Consider the following 17,136-nt stretch of genomic DNA (forward strand, 5'->3'; position numbering starts at 1 on the left):
GGGTACAAGGCTGGCGCATGGCGCGAACCTATCCCGTATCGTCATCCCGGCGAAGGCCGGGATCTTGCCGTTTCGGAGGTTGATGGTCGCGAGGGCGCGACCCCGCCCTTCGCCGGGGTGACGGGGAAGGACAAGTCAGGCGTGACGGAGAAGGACAAGAAAGGCGTTGTCCCTGAATGCGCCTCGAAAGATGGGCGATGCGGTCGGACGCGAACAAGCTCCAGATTAAAAGGAGCCATCCAAATCTGCCGATTCACTCTAGCTGTTACCGGCGTCAGCGCTCACGCCTTCTCGAGCAGCCCCTCGTCCGCAATGCGCTTTTGCCACAGCTTCGGCGCATTGACGTGGACATTCTGGCCTTCGCTGTCGACCGCGACGGTGACGGGGAAGTCCTGGACCTCGAACTCATAGATTGCTTCCATGCCGAGATCGGCGAAGCCGACGACCTCGCTGCCCTTGATCGCGCGTGAAACCAGATAGGCCGCGCCGCCGACCGCCATCAGATAGGCGCTCTTGTGCTTGGCGATCGCCTGCGTCGCGGCGGGGCCGCGTTCGGCCTTGCCGACGCAGGCAAGCAGGCCCTGGTCGAGCATCATGTCCATGAACTTGTCCATGCGCGTCGCGGTCGTCGGGCCAGCGGGACCGACGATTTCCTCGCCGACCGGATCGACGGGGCCGACATAATATATGACGCGGTCGCGGAAGCTTACCGGCAGTTCCTCGCCCTTGGCGAGCATCTCGGCAATCCGCTTGTGCGCGGCGTCGCGGCCGGTAAGCATCTTGCCATTGAGCAGCAGGCGGTCGCCCTGTTTCCAGCTCGCGACCACTGCGGGGGTCAGAGTGTCGAGGTCGACGCGGATCGCCGCCTGGTCAGGCTTCCAGTCGATCTGCGGATAGTCGGCGAGCACCGGCTGTTCGAGGAACGCCGGGCCGCTGCCGTCGAGCGTCACATGCGCGTGGCGTGTCGCTGCGCAGTTCGGGATCATCGCGACGGGCTTGGATGCGGCATGCGTCGGCCAGTCGGCGATCTTGACGTCGAGCACGGTCGCAAGGCCGCCAAGCCCCTGTGCGCCGATGCCGAGCGCATTGACCTTTTCATACAGCTCGATGCGCAGTTCCTCGGTCGGCGACGACGGCCCGCGCGCGAGCAGTTCGGTCATGTCGATCGGGTCCATCAGCGACTGTTTCGCGAGCAGCATGGCCTTTTCGGCGGTGCCGCCGATGCCGATGCCGAGCATGCCCGGGGGGCACCAGCCGGCGCCCATCTGCGGCACCATTTCGAGCACCCAGTCGACGATCGAGTCCGACGGGTTCATCATCTTGAACTTCGACTTATTCTCGCTGCCGCCGCCCTTTGCGGCAACGTCGATCACGACCTTGCTGCCGGGGACCATCTCGACGTTGAGTACCGAGGGCGTGTTATCCTTGGTGTTGACGCGGCTGAACGCCGGGTCGGCGAGGATCGAGGCGCGCAGCTTGTTCTCGGGATGCAGATACGCGCGGCGGACCCCCTCGTCGACGACCTGTTGCAGGCTGCGCGGGCTGTCGAGGCGGCAGTCCATGCCCCATTTGATAAAGACCGTGACGATGCCGGTGTCCTGGCAGATCGGCCGGTGCCCCTCAGCGCACATGCGGCTGTTCGAGAGGATCTGCGCCATCGCATCCTTTGCGGCGGGCGACACTTCGCGGTCATAGGCTGCGGCCAGCGCGCGGATATAATCCATCGGGTGGAAATAGCTGATGTACTGGAGCGCGTCGGCGATGGTTTCGACGAGGTCATCCTCGCGGATCATGACGGTGTTCATGGGTGCAGTCCCCTCTTCCTGTTTCAGGATTCGGGTCTCCCTAGACCCGGTCGCCGGTAACGGAAAGGGGTTAGCTGCCTTGCGCTATTGGCACTCGGCGCATTTGCCGCGCACTTCGATCACCGGGCGCTCGGCGGCGAAGCCCGTCGCCTCGGCGGCGGCGCGGACGCCGTCGGACAGCTTGTCATTGTCGACGTGGACCGCGGTGCCGCAGGTGTCGCAGATCAGGAAAATGCAGTCGTGGAGGCAGCCCGGATGGCTGTTCGCGACAAAGGCATTGGCGCTCTCGACGCGGCGGACCAGGTTGTTCGCGACGAACAGGTCGAGGATGCGATAGACGCTGTTCGGTGCGACGCGCTTGCCGCGTTTCTGCGACACGATGTCGGCGATTTCATAAGCGCTTGCGGGTTTGCCTATTTCGGCGACGGCATCGAAAATCTGGGCGCGCATGTCCGTCCACGCTTCGCCGCCCTTTTCGAGCGCGGCCTGCGCTGCGGTGGCGAGCGAGGCGCCGCTCGCCTCGACATGCGGATGTTCATGCTTGCCCATTGGCGTTTCCTTGTGCGCGGCCATACCCGCGCCTGCTGCCCCGATCGGGATAATGTATGTTGTTTGAGCGGCACCCGCAAGCTGCGGGCGCTCCTGCGTGGCGCCGGATCAGTTTCTGGCGCGGCGGTTGAGGTCGTGGCCGAGCGCCACCACGGCGACGCCGATCATCGTCGCGAGGATTTCGCTGCCGTCATGCGGTCGCGACAGCGCCCCCGCCATCATGCCGAGCCCGAAGCAGCCGACCGCGAAGGGCATCATATAACCGTGGCTGAGCACGCCCGAGACCAGCGTGATCAGCGCGAAGCCGATCGCGATGACAAGGCCGATTTCGTGGAACGCCGGGTTGAGCAGCGCGCCGCCGACCGAAGCGATCGACGCGAAAAAGATCGTGCTGGCCAGGCAATGGACAAGGCAGAGACCCGACAATCCCATCGCCAGCTGGTCGCCGGTGAGCGATGTCAGCGGCCGCGAATCGCGCGCAGCCCGAACCACCGCGCCGAGGCGCGGCCAGAAATGGCTGTGATTGGCGACATTCGTCACCCGATTCTCCGTTGGTCCAACTGCGGTGCTGGATATGGCATATCATGACAAAGGTTACAATATCTCATTGCAACATAATGCTGCCCCCGTCGTCACCTCGCGGAGACGCGGGTAACGGGGTTGGCGGATCAGGCCCCTTCCTCGGCGCGCAGCGCTTTCCGGTCGAGCTTGCCGATCATCGTCTTGGGCAGATTGACACGTACCTCGACCGCACTGACCCGCTCATGCTTGCCGAGCTGCGGATTGAGCCAGGCGGCGACCGCTTCGCCCGAAACCTCGAACCCCTCCTCCAGCGTGACGAAAGCCTTGGGGACTTCGCCGCGATAGGCGTCAGGGACGCCGAGGACGATCGCTTCCTTGACCGCGGGGTGCTCGTGCAGATGCGCCTCGATCACGCTCGGATAGACTTTGAATCCGCCGACCGCGATCATGTCCTTCAGCCGGTCGACGATGCGGATATAGCCGTCGGCTTCGATCGTGGCGACGTCGCCGGTGCGCAGCCAGCCGTCGATGGTGAAGCTGTCGGCGTCGGCTTCGGGGCGGTTCCAATATCCCTGCATGATCTGCGGGCCTTTGACCGCAAGTTCGCCGGGCTCGCCCACCGGCGCTTCCTTGGTGGGATCCTCCTTGTCGAGCAGGCGGATATGCGTTGCGGGAAGCGGCTGGCCGATCGTGCCGGGCTTCACCGGGCCATCATAGGGATTGGTCGCCACCACCCCCGAGCTTTCGGTGAGGCCATAGCCTTCAACCAGCGATGCGCCTGTCGCGGCGACAAACTTCTCGCGCAATTCGGCGGGCATCGGTGCGCCGCCAGAGATACAGATGCGCAAGCTGGAAAAGTCGGTCTGCGCCAGATCGGGATGGTCGAGCAGCGCCTGATACATCGTCGGCACGCCGGGCAGCGCCGTCGCTTTCGTCCGCGTGATCGCCTGCAGCGCGGCCTTCGCGTCGAAGCGCGGCAGCATCGTGATCATCCCGCCGTTGAGGATGGTCCGATTGAGGACGCAGGTGTTGGCGAAGACGTGAAAGAACGGCAGCACGCCCAGGATTCGGTCGCCCGCGTCATGGTCGGGGTCGATCGCATTCACTTGCCGGGCATTGGCGGTCAGGTTCTGATGCGTCAGCTTGGCACCTTTCGGGGTGCCGGTGGTGCCGCCGGTGTATTGGATCAGCGCGATGTCCTTCGCGGGGTCGATCGCGACCGGCTCCGGCCGTCCGTCATTGGCCACGAGCGCCGAAAAGCGGATGACGCGCGGATCGTCGGGCAGCGCCGCGACCTCGCTTTTCTTGAACAGGCGGTACAGCACCGACTTGGCGGCGGGCAGCCCGCCCGCGATCGATCCGACGACCAGCCGCTTCAGGCTCGACCCCTCGAGCACGGCGAGCGCGGTCGGCAACAACGCCGCGGCGCTGAGCGTCACCAGCGTTTCGGCGCCCGAATCCTCGACCTGTGCCTCCAATTCGTGGACGGCATAGAGCGGCGAGAAGTTGACCACCGTGGCACCCGCGGCGAGCGCACCATAATAAGCCGCGACATAGTGCGGGACGTTGGGGAGGAAGAGCCCGACGCGGCTGCCCTTGCCGATGCCCTGCAACTGCAACCCGCGCGCGACGCGGGCGGCCCCGTCCGCGACCTCGGCATAGGAAAAGCGCCGGCCCATGAAGTCGAGCATCGGCGCGTCGCCCTGCCTCCGCGCGCTCGCGGCGAGCATATCGGGAAGCGAAAGCGGCTCGAAGCTGTGGTCCCACGGCGTCGGATGGCGGTAATCGTGCGACCAGTCATAGGGGCTGTTCATCGCGGTGGGGGACCCTTTCGTTCGTTATTGACATCACTCTAGGGTCAAGACCCATTTCGGCGTCCCTTCGGGATTTGACCGATTTTGCCCAGCGCGTCGTCGGAAAGTCTGGAGATATCGGCATATCCCGGCGCCTTTCCTTCTAGCCCTGAACAAAATCGCTTCAAACCTCGAACGCGCCATCAATGGGTCCTGACCCTAGGCAAGCCGACCCGCGACCGCAATCTTGCGGGCGCCGAGCGTGGCGGCTAGTCAGGGCCGTCGTTCTCGCCAGGGGTTTTCCATGTTGCAGCATATTTCGCGTTTCGCCGCGCCGTTCGCCCTTCTTGCTCTCGCCGTCGCGACCCCAGCCGCCGCGAAGGACAAGGCGCCGCCGCCGCGCCCGGCGCAGATCCAGGAACTCTACGCCTGCCGCGATATCGCCGACCCGACCGCGCGCCTTGCCTGCTTCGATCGCGAAGTCGGCGAATTGTCGAGCGCCGACCAGGCGCGCGAGATCGTCTTTACCGACAAGGAAACCGCGAAGAAGACGCGCCGCGGCCTGTTCGGCTTTTCCTTTCCCAAGCTGGGCGGGATATTCGGTGGCGACGAGGACCAGATCAACGAGATCGATACGGTGATCCGTTCGGTCAGCATCGACCGCTCGGGCAAATATACGCTGGTGATGGAAGATGATGCAGTGTGGGTGCAGATCGACACGACCAAGCTGCCGCGCCAGCCCAAGCCCGGACAAAAGATTCATATCAAGACCGCGACGATGGGCAGCTATTTCGCGACGATCGAGGGCGGCCGGGCGATCCGCCTGAAGCGCGACCGCTGATCGCGGCCTGCGCGCCGCGAGACAGCCATGACAGGTGACGTGGCGATTCCGGTTCCGGGCCCCGAATGCCCGCCCTTCGTGCTGCTCGACGACGCGCGCGCCGAGGGCGCGGTTCCGGCACGGCTGTTTCTGAATCCGGTCGAGATCGTCACAGCCGGTTCGGCGGCCGAGGTGCCGGCGCTGCTCGCCAAGATCGAGATGGCCGGAAAACGTGGGCTCCATGCCGCAGGATATCTGGCGTATGAAGCGGGGAAGGGGCTTGCGCCGGCTTGGCGCGGGACGGTCGATACCGCGCGCGAAGGCGCGCCGCTTGGCTGGTTCGGATTGTTCGAGCGTCTGGAGCGGATCGACGCCGATGCCGTTCCGGACGAGCTACCCGACCCCGCCAGCGGCTGGGTCGGAAAGGTCAAGCCGCGGATCGCGCGCGACGACTATCTCGCGGCGATCGAGACCGTGCTCTGGCTGATCCGCGACGGCGACATCTATCAGGCCAATTATACCTTCCGCGCCGATGTGCCGGTCGCGGGCAATCCGCTGGCCGTCTATGCGCGGCTGCGCCGGACGGCGCGAGCGGGCTATGGCGGCTTTGTGTGGACCGGCGATCGGGCGGTGGCATCGCTATCGCCCGAGCTGTTCTTCGCGCTGCGCGGATCGCAGGTGATGGCGCGACCGATGAAAGGAACCGCGGAACGACTGCGCGATCGCCATGCCGACGCGGCGGCGGCGCGCGAACTGGCCGAGGATCCGAAGCAGCGGGCCGAAAATCTGATGATCGTCGATCTGATCCGCAACGACCTGTCGCGCGTCGCCGTGCCGGGAAGCGTTGCGGTCCCCGACCTGTTTCGCGTCGAAAGTTTCCCGACGATCCACCAGCTTGTTTCCGACGTATCGGCAACTTTGCCCGACTGGGCGGGCGCGGTCGATATCCTGCGCGCCGCTTTTCCCTGCGGTTCGATCACCGGCGCGCCCAAGGTGCGCGCGATGGAGATCATCGACGCGCTCGAGGCCGACGCGCGCGGCATCTACACCGGATCGATCGGCTTCATCGAGGCCGGGGGCGACGCGGCGTTCAACGTCGCGATCCGTACGCTCGTCTTTCCGTCGCAGAGCGGCTTGCAGGACGCGCCGATGTGCGCCACGCTGGGTCTGGGATCGGGAATCGTTGCCGACAGTCAAGCCGCTGGGGAGTGGCGCGAATGTCTGGCCAAGGGGGAATTTGTGGGCGCAGCGGGGGAAAGCTTCGACCTCATCGAAACCATGTTCTTCGATCCGGTCGAAGGCGTGCAACGGCTGGAGGGACATCTGGCGCGGATGAAGGCGAGCGCGGCCGCGCTCGGCTTTGCGTTCGACCGCCATGGCGCGCGCAACAGCCTGCAATCGGCGACGTTCCGCCTGCGCAGTGCGGCGCGGGTGCGGATGCGGCTTGCCGCGTCGGGCGCGCTCGCGGTCGAGGTTTCGCCGCTGCCCCGCCTCGCCGAACTGCCCGTGCCCGTCGCGGTACGGCCTGCACCGATGACAGCCGACGATTTCCGCCTCGTCCACAAGACGAGCCTGCGCGCCGCCTATGACGAAGAGCGCCGGGCGAGCGGCTCGGCGGAGGTCGTGTTCGTCGACGAACCGGGCTTTGTCACCGAGGGCAGCTGGAGCAACATCTTCGTCGAACGCGACGGGCAGTTGCTGACGCCGCCGCTGTCGCTGGGGCTGCTTCCCGGCGTGCTGCGTGCCGAGTTGATCGAAAAGGGCCGCGCGGTCGAATCGCACCTGCGCCTCGCCGATCTTCGGGACGGATTTTTCATCGGCAATTCGCTGCGCGGACTGGTTCCGGCGCGGCTGGCAGAGAATTCGGCGGCCTGAAGCAGCTGCATAGGTAAATATCCCATGCTGCGCTTGCGAAATGCAGGCGGAAGCTTTAGGCGCGGCCCCGCGCAATTTCCTGTCAATTCGCAGCCTGTCCGCGCAAGCCACGGAAAGTATCGTCATGTCGTTGAAGCCGCATCTCTCCGCCGCCCTCAATCGCATCCAGCCCTCGGCGACGCTCGCGATGACGGCGCGCGTGACCAAGCTGAAAGCGGACGGTGTCGACGTGATCGGCCTGTCGGCGGGCGAGCCCGATTTCGACACGCCCGATTTCGTCAAGGAAGCCGCGATCGAGGCGATCCGGAGCGGCCAGACCAAATATACGCTGGTCGACGGTACCATCGCGCTGAAGGAAGCGATCCGCGGCAAATTCCGCCGCGACAACGGGCTCGAGTTCGGCCTCGACCAGATAACCGTCAACGTCGGCGGCAAGCATACGTTGTTCAACGCGCTCGTCGCGACGGTCGACGCCGGCGACGAAGTGATCATACCCGCCCCTTATTGGGTGAGCTATCCTGACATCGTCGCTTTTGCGGGCGGTACGCCGGTGATCGTCGAGGGGACCGCCGCGCAGAATTACAAGATCACGCCGGCGCAGCTCGACGCCGCGATCACGAAAAAGACGCGCTGGGTGATGTTCAACTCGCCGTCGAACCCGTCGGGCGCGGCCTATTCGCCGGAGGAACTCGACGCGATCGGCGACGTGATCCGCCAGCATCCGCATGTGATGGTGATGACCGACGATATGTACGAGCATGTCTGGTACGCCGACTTTGCCTTCTCGACGCTGGCACAGCGTTGCCCCGACCTGATCGACCGCATCCTCACCGTGAATGGCTGCTCGAAAGCCTATGCGATGACCGGTTGGCGGATCGGCTATGCCGGCGGTCCCGCCTGGCTGATCAAGGCGATGGCCAAGCTCCAGTCGCAATCGACCTCGAACCCCTGCTCGATCGCGCAGGCCGCTGCCGCGGCAGCGCTCGGCGGGCCGCAGCAGTTCCTCGACGACCGCAACGCCGCTTTCAAAAAACGCCGCGACATGGTCGTCGCGATGCTCAACGATGCGCCGGGCCTGTCGTGCCCGGTCCCCGACGGCGCTTTCTATGTCTATCCCGACGCGAGCGGCTGCATGGGCAAAAAGACGCCTGCGGGCCAGTTGATCGATACCGACGAAAAGCTGATCGACTATTTCCTCGACAGCGCACGCGTCGCTGCGGTGCATGGCGGGGCGTTCGGGCTGTCGCCGGCATTCCGCGTCTCCTACGCAACGTCGGAAGCGGTGCTGAAAGAGGCATGCGTGCGCATCCAGCAGGCGTGCGCGGTTCTCGGCTGACCGATCGCTCCTCCCGCTTGCAGGGCAGGCGATTTCTGAACGCCCGACAACCAACCGGTTCACCGGATAGTAAGCACTCTTGTCCAAGGGTGACCGCCATCACTGCACGTCTGGTCGGGGCGCTCCATATCGTCGGTGTAACCAAAGCGGCTTTGCCCGCGAATCGACATGATATGAGAAGAGGCCTATATGTTGTCCATGCTCCGCTCCGACTGGTTTCCGACCATGCTCGCCGGCTTTGCCATTGGCGCCGTGATCGTCGTCATGCAGCAGCCTGCACTGGCGATGCCGCTGTAAGGTTTTCCGCATGAGAATGGTCAAGATGACTTTCACGCGCCACGTCATCGTGGCGCTCGCGGGTGTCGCGATCTTCACCCAGGTCCTGCCGGCGCAGGCCGAAAGCGTCGTCAAGCTTCCCCCCGCGGCCGTCGATCCCGCCGTTGCGACGAAGCGCGCGACCGCCGTGCTGGCGGGCGGTTGCTTCTGGGGTGTCGAGGGTGTCTTTTCCAACGTGAAAGGCGTCGTCTCGGTCGAATCGGGCTATCATGGCGGCAACAAGGCGACCGCCAGATACGAGCTGACGCACGACGGCACTTCGGGGCATGCCGAGGCGGTGCGCATCGTCTATGATCCGACGCAGGTCAGCTATGGCACACTGCTGCGCGTTCTTTTCTCGGTGATCGCCGACCCGACGCTCAAGAATCGCCAGGGTCCCGACAGCGGCCCGCAATATCGCGCCGCGATCGTTCCGATGGACGCGGCGCAGCGTCAGGTCGCGACGGCCTATCTGGCGCAGATCGCCAAGGGCAAATATTTCGCGAAGCCGATTGTCGTCCCGGTCGAAAGCTACAAGGCCTTTTATCGCGCCGAGCCCGGGCATCAGGATTTCATGCGGCTGAACCCGACGAACGGCTATATCACCCGCTGGGACGCGCCAAAGCTGGCCGCGCTCAGGCGGCTGTTTCCCGACCTCGTCCGCGCCAGGCCCGCGCCCTAGATAATCCCGGCGCCGCCGCTTATCGCGGCATTAGAATCGTTCGTCGCAAATCGCTGGTCCCACCCGCACGCGTGCGAGACGAACGACCCGACCAAAGGGGTCGGCATATACGACGGCCATGGGCCGCGGGGTTTCAATGAGTTTGAGGTTTTCGAGCAGGCCACTGCTCGGCATTACCATTGGCGCGGCTTTTCTGGCAGGCTGCGTGAGCAGCGCGGCCCTGGTGCCGGCGCCGCGTCAGGCGCAGACTGTGCATGGTTCGAGTCCCGTCACGGTTCCGATCGGCCCGCCCGTGCGCGCTTCGGCTGCCGCCCCGGCGCCGCGCGGCACGCTCGACGCAGGCTTTCGCCGTCCGCCCGCAGGTCTCAGCGACCGTCTCTATGTCCTCTGGCGTGCCTTTCCGGGGAAGACCGGGATTGCCGTGCAGCGCATCGATGGCGAATGGGCGCTCGCGCAGCGCGGCGGCGACCTGTTCCCGCAGCAAAGCGTGTCGAAGCTGTGGGTGTCGATGAGCATCCTCGATGCCGTCGACAACCGTCGGGTCAGCCTGGACCAGAAGGTCCGCATCGGCCCCGAGGATCTGGTGGTCTTCCACCAGCCGCTCGCCGACCGTGTCCGCTCCGAAGGCAGCGTGACGATGAGCGTGCGCGACCTGATCGAGACGGCGATCACGCACAGCGACAACCTGGCGAACGACAGCCTGCTTCGTACCGTGGGCGGCCCCAGTGCCGTGCGCTCGTTCATCGCGAAGAAGGATCTGGGTTCGATCCGCTTCGGCCCCGGTGAGCGACTGCTCCAGAGCGGAACGGCCGGACTGACCTGGCAGCAAAGCTATTCGATCGCCCGCAATTTCCAGGCGGCCCGCGCGGCGCTGCCCATGTCGACGCGCCAGTCGGCGATGAACAATTATCTCGCCAATCCGGTCGACGGCGCCAGCCCGTCGGCGATCGCGAGCGCGCTGACGCGGCTGGCGCGCGGGACATTATTGTCGCCCGACTCGACCGACTATCTGCTCGGCGTGATGAGCCGGACGAAGAGCGGGCCAAAGCGGCTGAAAGCCGGGCTGCCGCCGGGGTGGACCTTTGTCCACAAGACCGGCACCGGGCAGGATCTGGGCGGCATGACCGCGGGCTATAACGATATCGGCATCGCGACCGCGCCCGACGGCACGCGCTATGCCATCGTCGTGATGATGGGCAGCACGACCTCTTCGATCCCGTCGCGAATGGCGCTGATGCAGGCTGTGTCGGGCGCTGTCGCCGAATTTCATGGAAGATAGACCCCGATGAGACTTGCTGCCCTTCCCCTGATTGCGGTCTCGCTGATGCTCGCCGGCTGCGCGACGCCCGAGGCGCGGCTGCGCACCGGGCTCAACAATGCCGGTCTGTCGAAAGCGATGTCGGCGTGCATGGCCGAGCGGATGGTCGACCGGCTGTCGCTGGTTCAGCTTCGCCGCATTTCGGCACTGGGCAGCCTGAAGGACAAGCAGCTCACCGATCTGTCGCTCGACCAGTTCCTGCGCAAGGTGCGCGCGCTCAAGGATCCCGAGATTCTGACGGTGACGACCAGCTCGGCCGCGCTTTGCGCGCTGCGCTGACGACTTAGCCCCCACTTTCGCTAACCCAAGATTTTCTGGGCGCGGCAGGGGTAGCCTTGCCGCGCAACTTGTGCTTAGGCGGCCCCGATCACCTCCCCTTCCAGAGTCGAAAGGCCCGGCAGACCTCATGAACATCCACGAATATCAGGCGAAAGAACTGCTCGCTAAATTTGGCGTCGCGGTGCCCAAGGGCATTGCCGCGATGAGCGTTGCCGAAGCCGTCGCGGCGGCGAAACAGCTCCCCGGGCCGCTCTATGTCGTGAAGTCGCAGATTCATGCGGGCGGCCGCGGCAAGGGCAAGTTCAAGGAACTCGGTCCCGACGCCAAGGGCGGTGTCCGCCTCGCCAAGTCGATCGAAGAGGTCGAGGCGCACGCCAAGGACATGCTCGGCAACACGCTGGTGACGATCCAGACCGGCGACGCCGGCAAGCAGGTGAACCGCCTCTACATCACCGACGGCGCCGACATTAAGCAGGAATTCTATCTCGCCCTGCTCGTCGATCGCGGGTCGAGCCGCATCGCGGTCGTCGCCTCGACCGAGGGCGGCATGGACATCGAAACCGTCGCGCACGACACGCCGGAAAAGATCCACACGATCACCATCGATCCCGCCACCGGTCTGCAGCCGCACCACGGCCGCAGCGTCTCGGCAGCGCTCGGCCTGTCGGGCGACCTCGCCAAGCAGGCGGCCAAGGTTCTGGCCGGTCTTTACGCGGCGTTCCTCGGCACCGATGCCGAGCAGATCGAAATCAACCCGCTCGCCGTGTGCGAAGGCAAGGATGGCGACGAACTGCTGGTGCTCGACGCCAAGGTCGCGTTCGACGGCAACGCGATGTTTCGCCACAAGGACCTCACCGAACTGCGCGACCTGACCGAGGAAGATCCGGCCGAGGTCGAAGCGTCGGAATATGACCTCGCCTACATCAAGCTCGACGGCAACATCGGTTGCATGGTCAATGGCGCGGGCCTTGCGATGTCGACGATGGACATCATCAAGCTCAACGGCGAATTCCCGGCCAACTTCCTCGACGTCGGTGGCGGCGCGAGCAAGGAAAAGGTCACTGCGGCGTTCAAGATCATCCTCAAGGACCCTGCTGTGAAGGGTATCCTCGTCAACATCTTCGGCGGCATCATGAAGTGCGACATCATCGCCGACGGCATCGTCGCGGCGGCGAAGGAAGTGAATCTGTCGGTGCCGCTGGTCGTCCGCCTCGAAGGCACCAACGTCCAGGAAGGCAAGGACATCCTCGCCAATTCGGGCCTGCCGATCGTTGCAGCCAATGATCTGGGCGACGCGGCAAAGAAGATTGTTGCCGAGGTTCGCGCGGTCGCGTGATAACAGACATCCCTCTCCGCTTGAGGGAGAGGGATGCGAAGACTTGCCAGCCTGCTGGCCAGTCGAAGCTGGGTGAGGGGTTGCGAGCCATTGGCTCGCGCGGAGCGAGGCTCCGCTCACCCTCGTCCAGGTTCGCCCGATCGCCTTTGGCGATAAGGCTGCCTATCCTTCGCCTCTCAAGGGAGAAGGGAGTCAGGTTGACGTTTACGTAAAGCGCAACTATGGCGCAGTGCACAATTTTTGAGAGGAGCTGACAGAGCCATGAAAATCCTCGTCCCCGTAAAGCGGGTGCTCGATTACAACGTCAAGCCGCGGGTCAAGTCCGACGGCACGGGTGTTGACCTTGCGAATGTCAAAATGTCGATGAACCCGTTCGACGAGATCGGGATCGAAGAAGCGATCCGCCTGAAGGAAAAAGGTGTCGCGACCGAGGTCGTCGCGATCAGCGTCGGCCCGGCAAAGGCGCAGGAAACGCTCCGCACCGCGCTCGCGATGGGCGCCGACCGTGCGATTCTGGTCCAGACCGACGATGCCGTCGAACCGCTCGCGCTCGCGAAGATCTTCAAGGCGATCGCAGACGCCGAACAGCCGGGTCTCGTGATCCTGGGCAAGCAGGCCATCGACGACGACAACAACCAGACCGGCCAGATGCTTGCCGCACTCACCGGCTGGGCGCAGGGCACCTTTGCCAGCGCGGTCAATGTCGAGGGCGATCATGTCAGCGTGACGCGCGAAGTCGACGGCGGTCTCGAGACGGTGAAGCTCAAGCTTCCCGCGATCGTCACCACCGACCTTCGCCTGAACGAGCCGCGCTATGCGTCGCTGCCGAACATCATGAAGGCGAAGTCGAAGCCGCTCGATAGCAAGACCCCCGCCGATTATGGCGTCGACACCGCGCCGCGGGTCAAGGTCGTCAAGGTCAGCGAACCGCCGGTTCGCTCGGCCGGCGTCAAGGTCGCCGATGTCGATGAACTGGTTGCCAAGCTGAAGGCTATGGGAGTGCACTCATGAAAACGCTCGTCTGGGTCGAACATGACGGCAAGGCCGTCAAGGACGCCACGCTCGCGGTGGTCACTGCCGCGTCGAAGCTCGGCGAAGTCCATCTGCTCGTCGCCGGTAGCGGCGTCGATGCGGTCGCCAAGGACGCCGCGCAGATTGCCGGTGTCGGCAAGGTCCATGTCGCCGACAACGCCGCTTTCGGTCATAACCTGCCCGAAAATATCGCGCCGCTCGTCGCCGATCTGATGGGCAGCCACGACGCGTTTCTCGCGCCCGCAACCACGACCGGCAAGAATATCGCGCCGCGCGTCGCTGCGTTGCTCGACGTCATGCAGATCAGCGAGATCCTGTCGGTCGAGGGTCCCAAGACCTTCACCCGTCCGATCTACGCCGGCAACGCGATCGCCACGGTCGAAAGCTCGGATGCGAAGCTGGTCCTGACCGTGCGCGGCACGGCGTTTGAAAAGGCCGCGACTTCGGGCGGTTCGGGCACCGTGGAAGCCGTGGGCAGCGGCGGCGATGCCGGCATCTCCAGCTTCGTCGGCGCCGAAATCGCCAAGCAGGATCGCCCCGAGCTGACCTCGGCAAAGATCATCGTGTCGGGCGGCCGTGCGCTGGGTTCCAGCGAGAAATATCAGGAAGTCATCGTTCCGCTCGCCGACAAGCTCGGCGCCGCGCTCGGTGCTTCGCGCGCCGCGGTCGATGCGGGCTATGTCCCCAACGACTATCAGGTCGGCCAGACCGGCAAGATCGTCGCGCCGCAGGTCTATTTCGCGATCGGCATCTCGGGCGCGATCCAGCATCTCGCCGGCATGAAGGATTCGAAGACGATCGTCGCGATCAACAAGGACGAAGACGCGCCGATATTCCAGGTCGCCGACTTCGGCCTCGTCGCCGATCTGTTCAGCGCCGTCCCGGAGCTGACCGGCAAGATCTGACCGGCGGACCGAATAGCAATGCAAAAGGGCGGTCCCGCCGGGGCCGCCCTTTTTCTTTGGCGTCTGTTTGATAAGCTGGTCGCGCATAACAGCCTGTGCCCCCGCGAAGGCGCGGGTCCATCTCCGGTGGGCGCGATCCGGGTCCGGTCGAAGATGGGGCCCCGCCTTCGCGGGGGCACAGGGTAAACTGGCGGAGGGATTTCATGCGTAAGTCGATTTTCGCACTCGTTCTTGCGTTCGCCCCGATCATGCTGCCGGCGCCAGTTGCCGCCAAGCCGGCAGCATCCGCCGAAAAACTGGTCATCGACCGGGCGCGCATCGACGCGGCGCTGAACCAGATGGTCGACAGCGGCCGCGCCACCGGCACGTCGGCGCTGATCTGGCAGGACGGGCGCGAGGTCTATTTCGGCACGACAGGCATGGCCGATCGCCAGGCCGGGCGTCCGATGCGCCGCGACACGATCGCCCAGATCTTTTCGATGACCAAGCCGGTGACCGGCGTCGCGCTGATGCAGCTGTGGGAACAGGGCAAGTTTCACCTCGACGATCCGCTGGCGAAATATCTGCCCGAATATGCGTCGATGCGCGTGTATGCGGGCCAGGATGCGGGCGGCACGCCGCGCTATGTGCCTGCCGATCGGCCGATCCTCGTGCGCGACATCCTGCGCCATACCGCGGGCTTCGCTTATGGCCCGGGGCCGACGCCGGTTCACGACGCCTATGTCGCTGCCGATCCGCTCGCGCTGACGGTTCCGCTTGCCGAAGCGAGCCGCCGGCTTGCGCGCGTGCCGCTGATGTTCCAGCCGGGCACGCAGTGGGAATATAGCATGGCGGTCGACGTGCAGGCGGCGCTGGTCGAGAAATTGTCGGGCGAGCCTTTCGCCGACTATGTCCGCGGCCACATCTTCGAGCCGCTTAAGATGCACGAGACCGCATGGCGCCAGCCCGACGAACGGCTGCCGCGCTTTGCGGCGATGAACGTCATGACCGACGGCAAGCTGGTCCAGCAGAGCGACGCCGCGGCGCGCCTGCTGAACTTTCAGGATCATGCGCTGACCCCCGGCGGCTTCGGCCTCGCCTCGACGCTCGACGATTATCAGCGCTTCGCACGCATGCTGCTGGGCCGGGGCGAACTCGACGGCGTCCGCATCCTCAAGCCTTCGACGGTTCGCTTGATGGCGACCGACCAGCTCGATCCCTCGATTACCGAACGCGCGTGGCTACCCGGCAAGGGCGCGATGGGTTTCGGCTTCGACGTCGCAGTGCGCAAGGCCCAGCCGCAGACATCGGCGGAGAATCGCGGCGCGGTCGGCGAATTCTTCTGGGATGGCCTGCCGTCGACGCTGTTCTGGGTCGACCCTGCGAACCGGCTGACCGCGGTCTTCTTTGTCCAAAGCCAGCCGTTCGACGGTACGCTCCACCATGATTTCCGCGCAGCGGTCTATGGGCCGGACTATCAAGGGCCGCCGGGCGACTGACATCGCTCTGTCACAATCCTGTTCTTGAGCCGGAGCTTGCGCTAACCGGGAGCGGCCAAGGAGAATCTGATGTCCCAGCCCGACAAACGCGCGCTGCTTGCCGAAGGGCTGGCGGCGGGCGATGACGATGCCGCGCTGCATGTCCGGCTCACCGGTGCCGGCATCTCGGTGGCTGCGGCGAAGTACGAGATCGACCGGCTCGCCAAGGACCCGATGGCGGCGATGCTGCGGCGGCAGACGGCGCGGATGGCAAAGCAGGACTGGTTGCTCGCGAACCAGCAGCGTCTGGCGTTCGAGGCTGAGGGCGGCTTTGCGCTCGACACGCTCGATCGGCCCGCTCCCGATCTCTTCTATCGTCACCATTATGCAGCGAACAGGCCTGCGAAGCTGACCGGCATCATCGATCATTGGCCCGCGCTCCAGCGCTGGTCGCTCGACCATTTCGCGGCGGTCGCGGGCAACAAGGCGGTCGAGGCGCAGGTCGAGCGCGAGCGCGATCCCGACTATGAACTCGCCAAGGACGACTACCGCCGCCTGATCCGCTTCGCCGAGCTGATCGACTGGCTCCGCAAGGACGAGCCGAGCAACGATGTCTATCTGACCGCCTATAACAGCGGCACCAACGCCGCGGCGCTGGGCGTGTTGTGGGACGATCTTGCGCCCATCGACCTGCTCGACGCGAAAAGCGCGCGCGACGGCTTCTTCTGGCTGGGGCCAAGGGGCACGCTGACGCCCTGGCACCACGACCTCACGAACAATCTGCTGATGCAGGTGATCGGCCGCAAGCGCGTGCGCATGGCGCCGCCCTGGGCCTTTGCGCGGATGCGCAACAGCCGCCACTGCTTCTCCGACTGGGGTAACGAGCCGCTACCCGCCGGCGAAGGCGATGGGGTGACGCCACCGGTTCTCGAAGCCATCGTCGGGCCGGGCGAGGGCATCTTCCTGCCCGTGGGATGGTGGCACCAGGTCGAAGCGCTCGACCTGTCCGCGAGCATGAGTTTCACGAGCTTTCGCAAGCCGAATGCGCATGTCGAGGATTATCGATCATGGGGCGCATTGTAACAGAGGCTTGCGTCCGATACCTTCCCGCG

The 17,136-nt window shown here is 65.0% G+C and carries 15 protein-coding genes; 11 read left to right on the forward strand and 4 right to left on the reverse strand.

Features of this window, described 5'->3' with window-relative positions; all coding sequences use genetic code 11:
• Nucleotides 1-281: 281 nt before the first annotated feature.
• The 4 genes from ACO055_RS16400 to ACO055_RS16415 all read right to left on the reverse strand — a co-directional run bounded on the left by ACO055_RS16400 (nucleotide 282) and on the right by ACO055_RS16415 (nucleotide 4,690).
• Nucleotides 282-1,805: a fumarate hydratase gene (locus tag ACO055_RS16400; protein WP_422059901.1), complete on the reverse strand. Its 1,524-nt coding sequence runs from the start codon at nucleotides 1,803-1,805 to the stop codon at nucleotides 282-284.
• Between the two features lie 84 nt (nucleotides 1,806-1,889).
• On the reverse strand, nucleotides 1,890-2,354 hold the full coding sequence (locus ACO055_RS16405; RefSeq protein WP_422059902.1) for a Fur family transcriptional regulator: 465 nt from the start codon (nucleotides 2,352-2,354) through the stop codon (nucleotides 1,890-1,892).
• A 108-nt stretch (nucleotides 2,355-2,462) separates the two neighbouring features.
• The gene (locus ACO055_RS16410; protein ID WP_422059903.1) at nucleotides 2,463-2,894 is read right to left on the reverse strand and encodes a MerC domain-containing protein; all 432 of its coding nucleotides are present in this window, start codon (nucleotides 2,892-2,894) and stop codon (nucleotides 2,463-2,465) included.
• Nucleotides 2,895-3,022: 128 nt separating this feature from the next.
• Nucleotides 3,023-4,690 (reverse strand): long-chain-fatty-acid--CoA ligase, encoded by a 1,668-nt coding sequence (locus ACO055_RS16415; protein WP_422059904.1) that lies wholly within the window; start codon nucleotides 4,688-4,690, stop codon nucleotides 3,023-3,025.
• A gap of 283 nt (nucleotides 4,691-4,973) precedes the next feature.
• Here ACO055_RS16415 and ACO055_RS16420 point away from each other — a divergent pair, with 283 nt between their 5' ends.
• The 11 genes from ACO055_RS16420 (at nucleotide 4,974) to ACO055_RS16470 (ending at nucleotide 17,107) form a co-directional block, all read left to right on the forward strand.
• The gene (locus ACO055_RS16420; RefSeq protein WP_422059905.1) at nucleotides 4,974-5,510 is read left to right on the forward strand and encodes a hypothetical protein; all 537 of its coding nucleotides are present in this window, start codon (nucleotides 4,974-4,976) and stop codon (nucleotides 5,508-5,510) included.
• Between the two features lie 27 nt (nucleotides 5,511-5,537).
• On the forward strand, nucleotides 5,538-7,364 hold the full coding sequence (gene pabB, locus ACO055_RS16425) for an aminodeoxychorismate synthase component I (RefSeq protein WP_422059907.1): 1,827 nt from the start codon (nucleotides 5,538-5,540) through the stop codon (nucleotides 7,362-7,364).
• A 124-nt stretch (nucleotides 7,365-7,488) separates the two neighbouring features.
• Nucleotides 7,489-8,700 (forward strand): pyridoxal phosphate-dependent aminotransferase, encoded by a 1,212-nt coding sequence (locus tag ACO055_RS16430; protein WP_422059908.1) that lies wholly within the window; start codon nucleotides 7,489-7,491, stop codon nucleotides 8,698-8,700.
• Between the two features lie 307 nt (nucleotides 8,701-9,007).
• Nucleotides 9,008-9,697 (forward strand): peptide-methionine (S)-S-oxide reductase MsrA, encoded by a 690-nt coding sequence (gene msrA / locus ACO055_RS16435; RefSeq protein ID WP_422059909.1) that lies wholly within the window; start codon nucleotides 9,008-9,010, stop codon nucleotides 9,695-9,697.
• A 136-nt stretch (nucleotides 9,698-9,833) separates the two neighbouring features.
• A complete protein-coding gene (locus ACO055_RS16440) occupies nucleotides 9,834-10,976 on the forward strand; it encodes a serine hydrolase (protein ID WP_422059910.1) in 1,143 nt (380 codons plus the stop codon).
• Between the two features lie 6 nt (nucleotides 10,977-10,982).
• Nucleotides 10,983-11,294 (forward strand): hypothetical protein, encoded by a 312-nt coding sequence (locus tag ACO055_RS16445; RefSeq protein ID WP_422059912.1) that lies wholly within the window; start codon nucleotides 10,983-10,985, stop codon nucleotides 11,292-11,294.
• A gap of 127 nt (nucleotides 11,295-11,421) precedes the next feature.
• Entirely contained in the window at nucleotides 11,422-12,630 is a 1,209-nt protein-coding gene (gene sucC / locus ACO055_RS16450; protein ID WP_422059913.1) for an ADP-forming succinate--CoA ligase subunit beta, read from the forward strand.
• 261 nt (nucleotides 12,631-12,891) lie between these two features.
• Entirely contained in the window at nucleotides 12,892-13,641 is a 750-nt protein-coding gene (locus ACO055_RS16455; protein WP_422059914.1) for an electron transfer flavoprotein subunit beta/FixA family protein, read from the forward strand.
• Nucleotides 13,638-14,567, forward strand: coding sequence for an electron transfer flavoprotein subunit alpha/FixB family protein (locus tag ACO055_RS16460; protein WP_422059916.1), 930 nt, complete (start codon nucleotides 13,638-13,640; stop codon nucleotides 14,565-14,567). The genes ACO055_RS16455 and ACO055_RS16460 overlap by 4 nt, the downstream gene beginning before the upstream one ends.
• Nucleotides 14,568-14,770: 203 nt before the next feature.
• Entirely contained in the window at nucleotides 14,771-16,045 is a 1,275-nt protein-coding gene (locus tag ACO055_RS16465; RefSeq protein ID WP_422059917.1) for a serine hydrolase domain-containing protein, read from the forward strand.
• A gap of 69 nt (nucleotides 16,046-16,114) precedes the next feature.
• On the forward strand, nucleotides 16,115-17,107 hold the full coding sequence (locus ACO055_RS16470) for a cupin-like domain-containing protein (RefSeq protein WP_422059918.1): 993 nt from the start codon (nucleotides 16,115-16,117) through the stop codon (nucleotides 17,105-17,107).
• The last annotated feature ends 29 nt before the right edge of the window (nucleotides 17,108-17,136 follow it).

The organism is Sphingopyxis sp. (assembly GCF_965227415.1).
Lineage (GTDB): Bacteria > Pseudomonadota > Alphaproteobacteria > Sphingomonadales > Sphingomonadaceae > Sphingopyxis.

Excerpts from the sequence above, each read along its gene's own strand:
- ACO055_RS16465 (WP_422059917.1), top strand. The coding sequence starts at position 14,771 with ATGCGTAAGTCGATTTTCGCACTCGTTCTTGCGTTCGCCCCGATCATG.
- ACO055_RS16460 (WP_422059916.1), top strand. The coding sequence starts at position 13,638 with ATGAAAACGCTCGTCTGGGTCGAACATGACGGCAAGGCCGTCAAGGAC.
- ACO055_RS16415 (WP_422059904.1), bottom strand. The coding sequence starts at position 4,690 with ATGAACAGCCCCTATGACTGGTCGCACGATTACCGCCATCCGACGCCG.
- ACO055_RS16445 (WP_422059912.1), top strand. The coding sequence starts at position 10,983 with ATGAGACTTGCTGCCCTTCCCCTGATTGCGGTCTCGCTGATGCTCGCC.
- ACO055_RS16405 (WP_422059902.1), bottom strand. The coding sequence starts at position 2,354 with ATGGGCAAGCATGAACATCCGCATGTCGAGGCGAGCGGCGCCTCGCTC.
- pabB (WP_422059907.1), top strand. The coding sequence starts at position 5,538 with ATGACAGGTGACGTGGCGATTCCGGTTCCGGGCCCCGAATGCCCGCCC.
- ACO055_RS16420 (WP_422059905.1), top strand. The coding sequence starts at position 4,974 with ATGTTGCAGCATATTTCGCGTTTCGCCGCGCCGTTCGCCCTTCTTGCT.
- ACO055_RS16440 (WP_422059910.1), top strand. The coding sequence starts at position 9,834 with ATGAGTTTGAGGTTTTCGAGCAGGCCACTGCTCGGCATTACCATTGGC.
- ACO055_RS16400 (WP_422059901.1), bottom strand. The coding sequence starts at position 1,805 with ATGAACACCGTCATGATCCGCGAGGATGACCTCGTCGAAACCATCGCC.
- ACO055_RS16430 (WP_422059908.1), top strand. The coding sequence starts at position 7,489 with ATGTCGTTGAAGCCGCATCTCTCCGCCGCCCTCAATCGCATCCAGCCC.
- msrA (WP_422059909.1), top strand. The coding sequence starts at position 9,008 with ATGAGAATGGTCAAGATGACTTTCACGCGCCACGTCATCGTGGCGCTC.
- sucC (WP_422059913.1), top strand. The coding sequence starts at position 11,422 with ATGAACATCCACGAATATCAGGCGAAAGAACTGCTCGCTAAATTTGGC.
- ACO055_RS16470 (WP_422059918.1), top strand. The coding sequence starts at position 16,115 with ATGTCCCAGCCCGACAAACGCGCGCTGCTTGCCGAAGGGCTGGCGGCG.
- ACO055_RS16455 (WP_422059914.1), top strand. The coding sequence starts at position 12,892 with ATGAAAATCCTCGTCCCCGTAAAGCGGGTGCTCGATTACAACGTCAAG.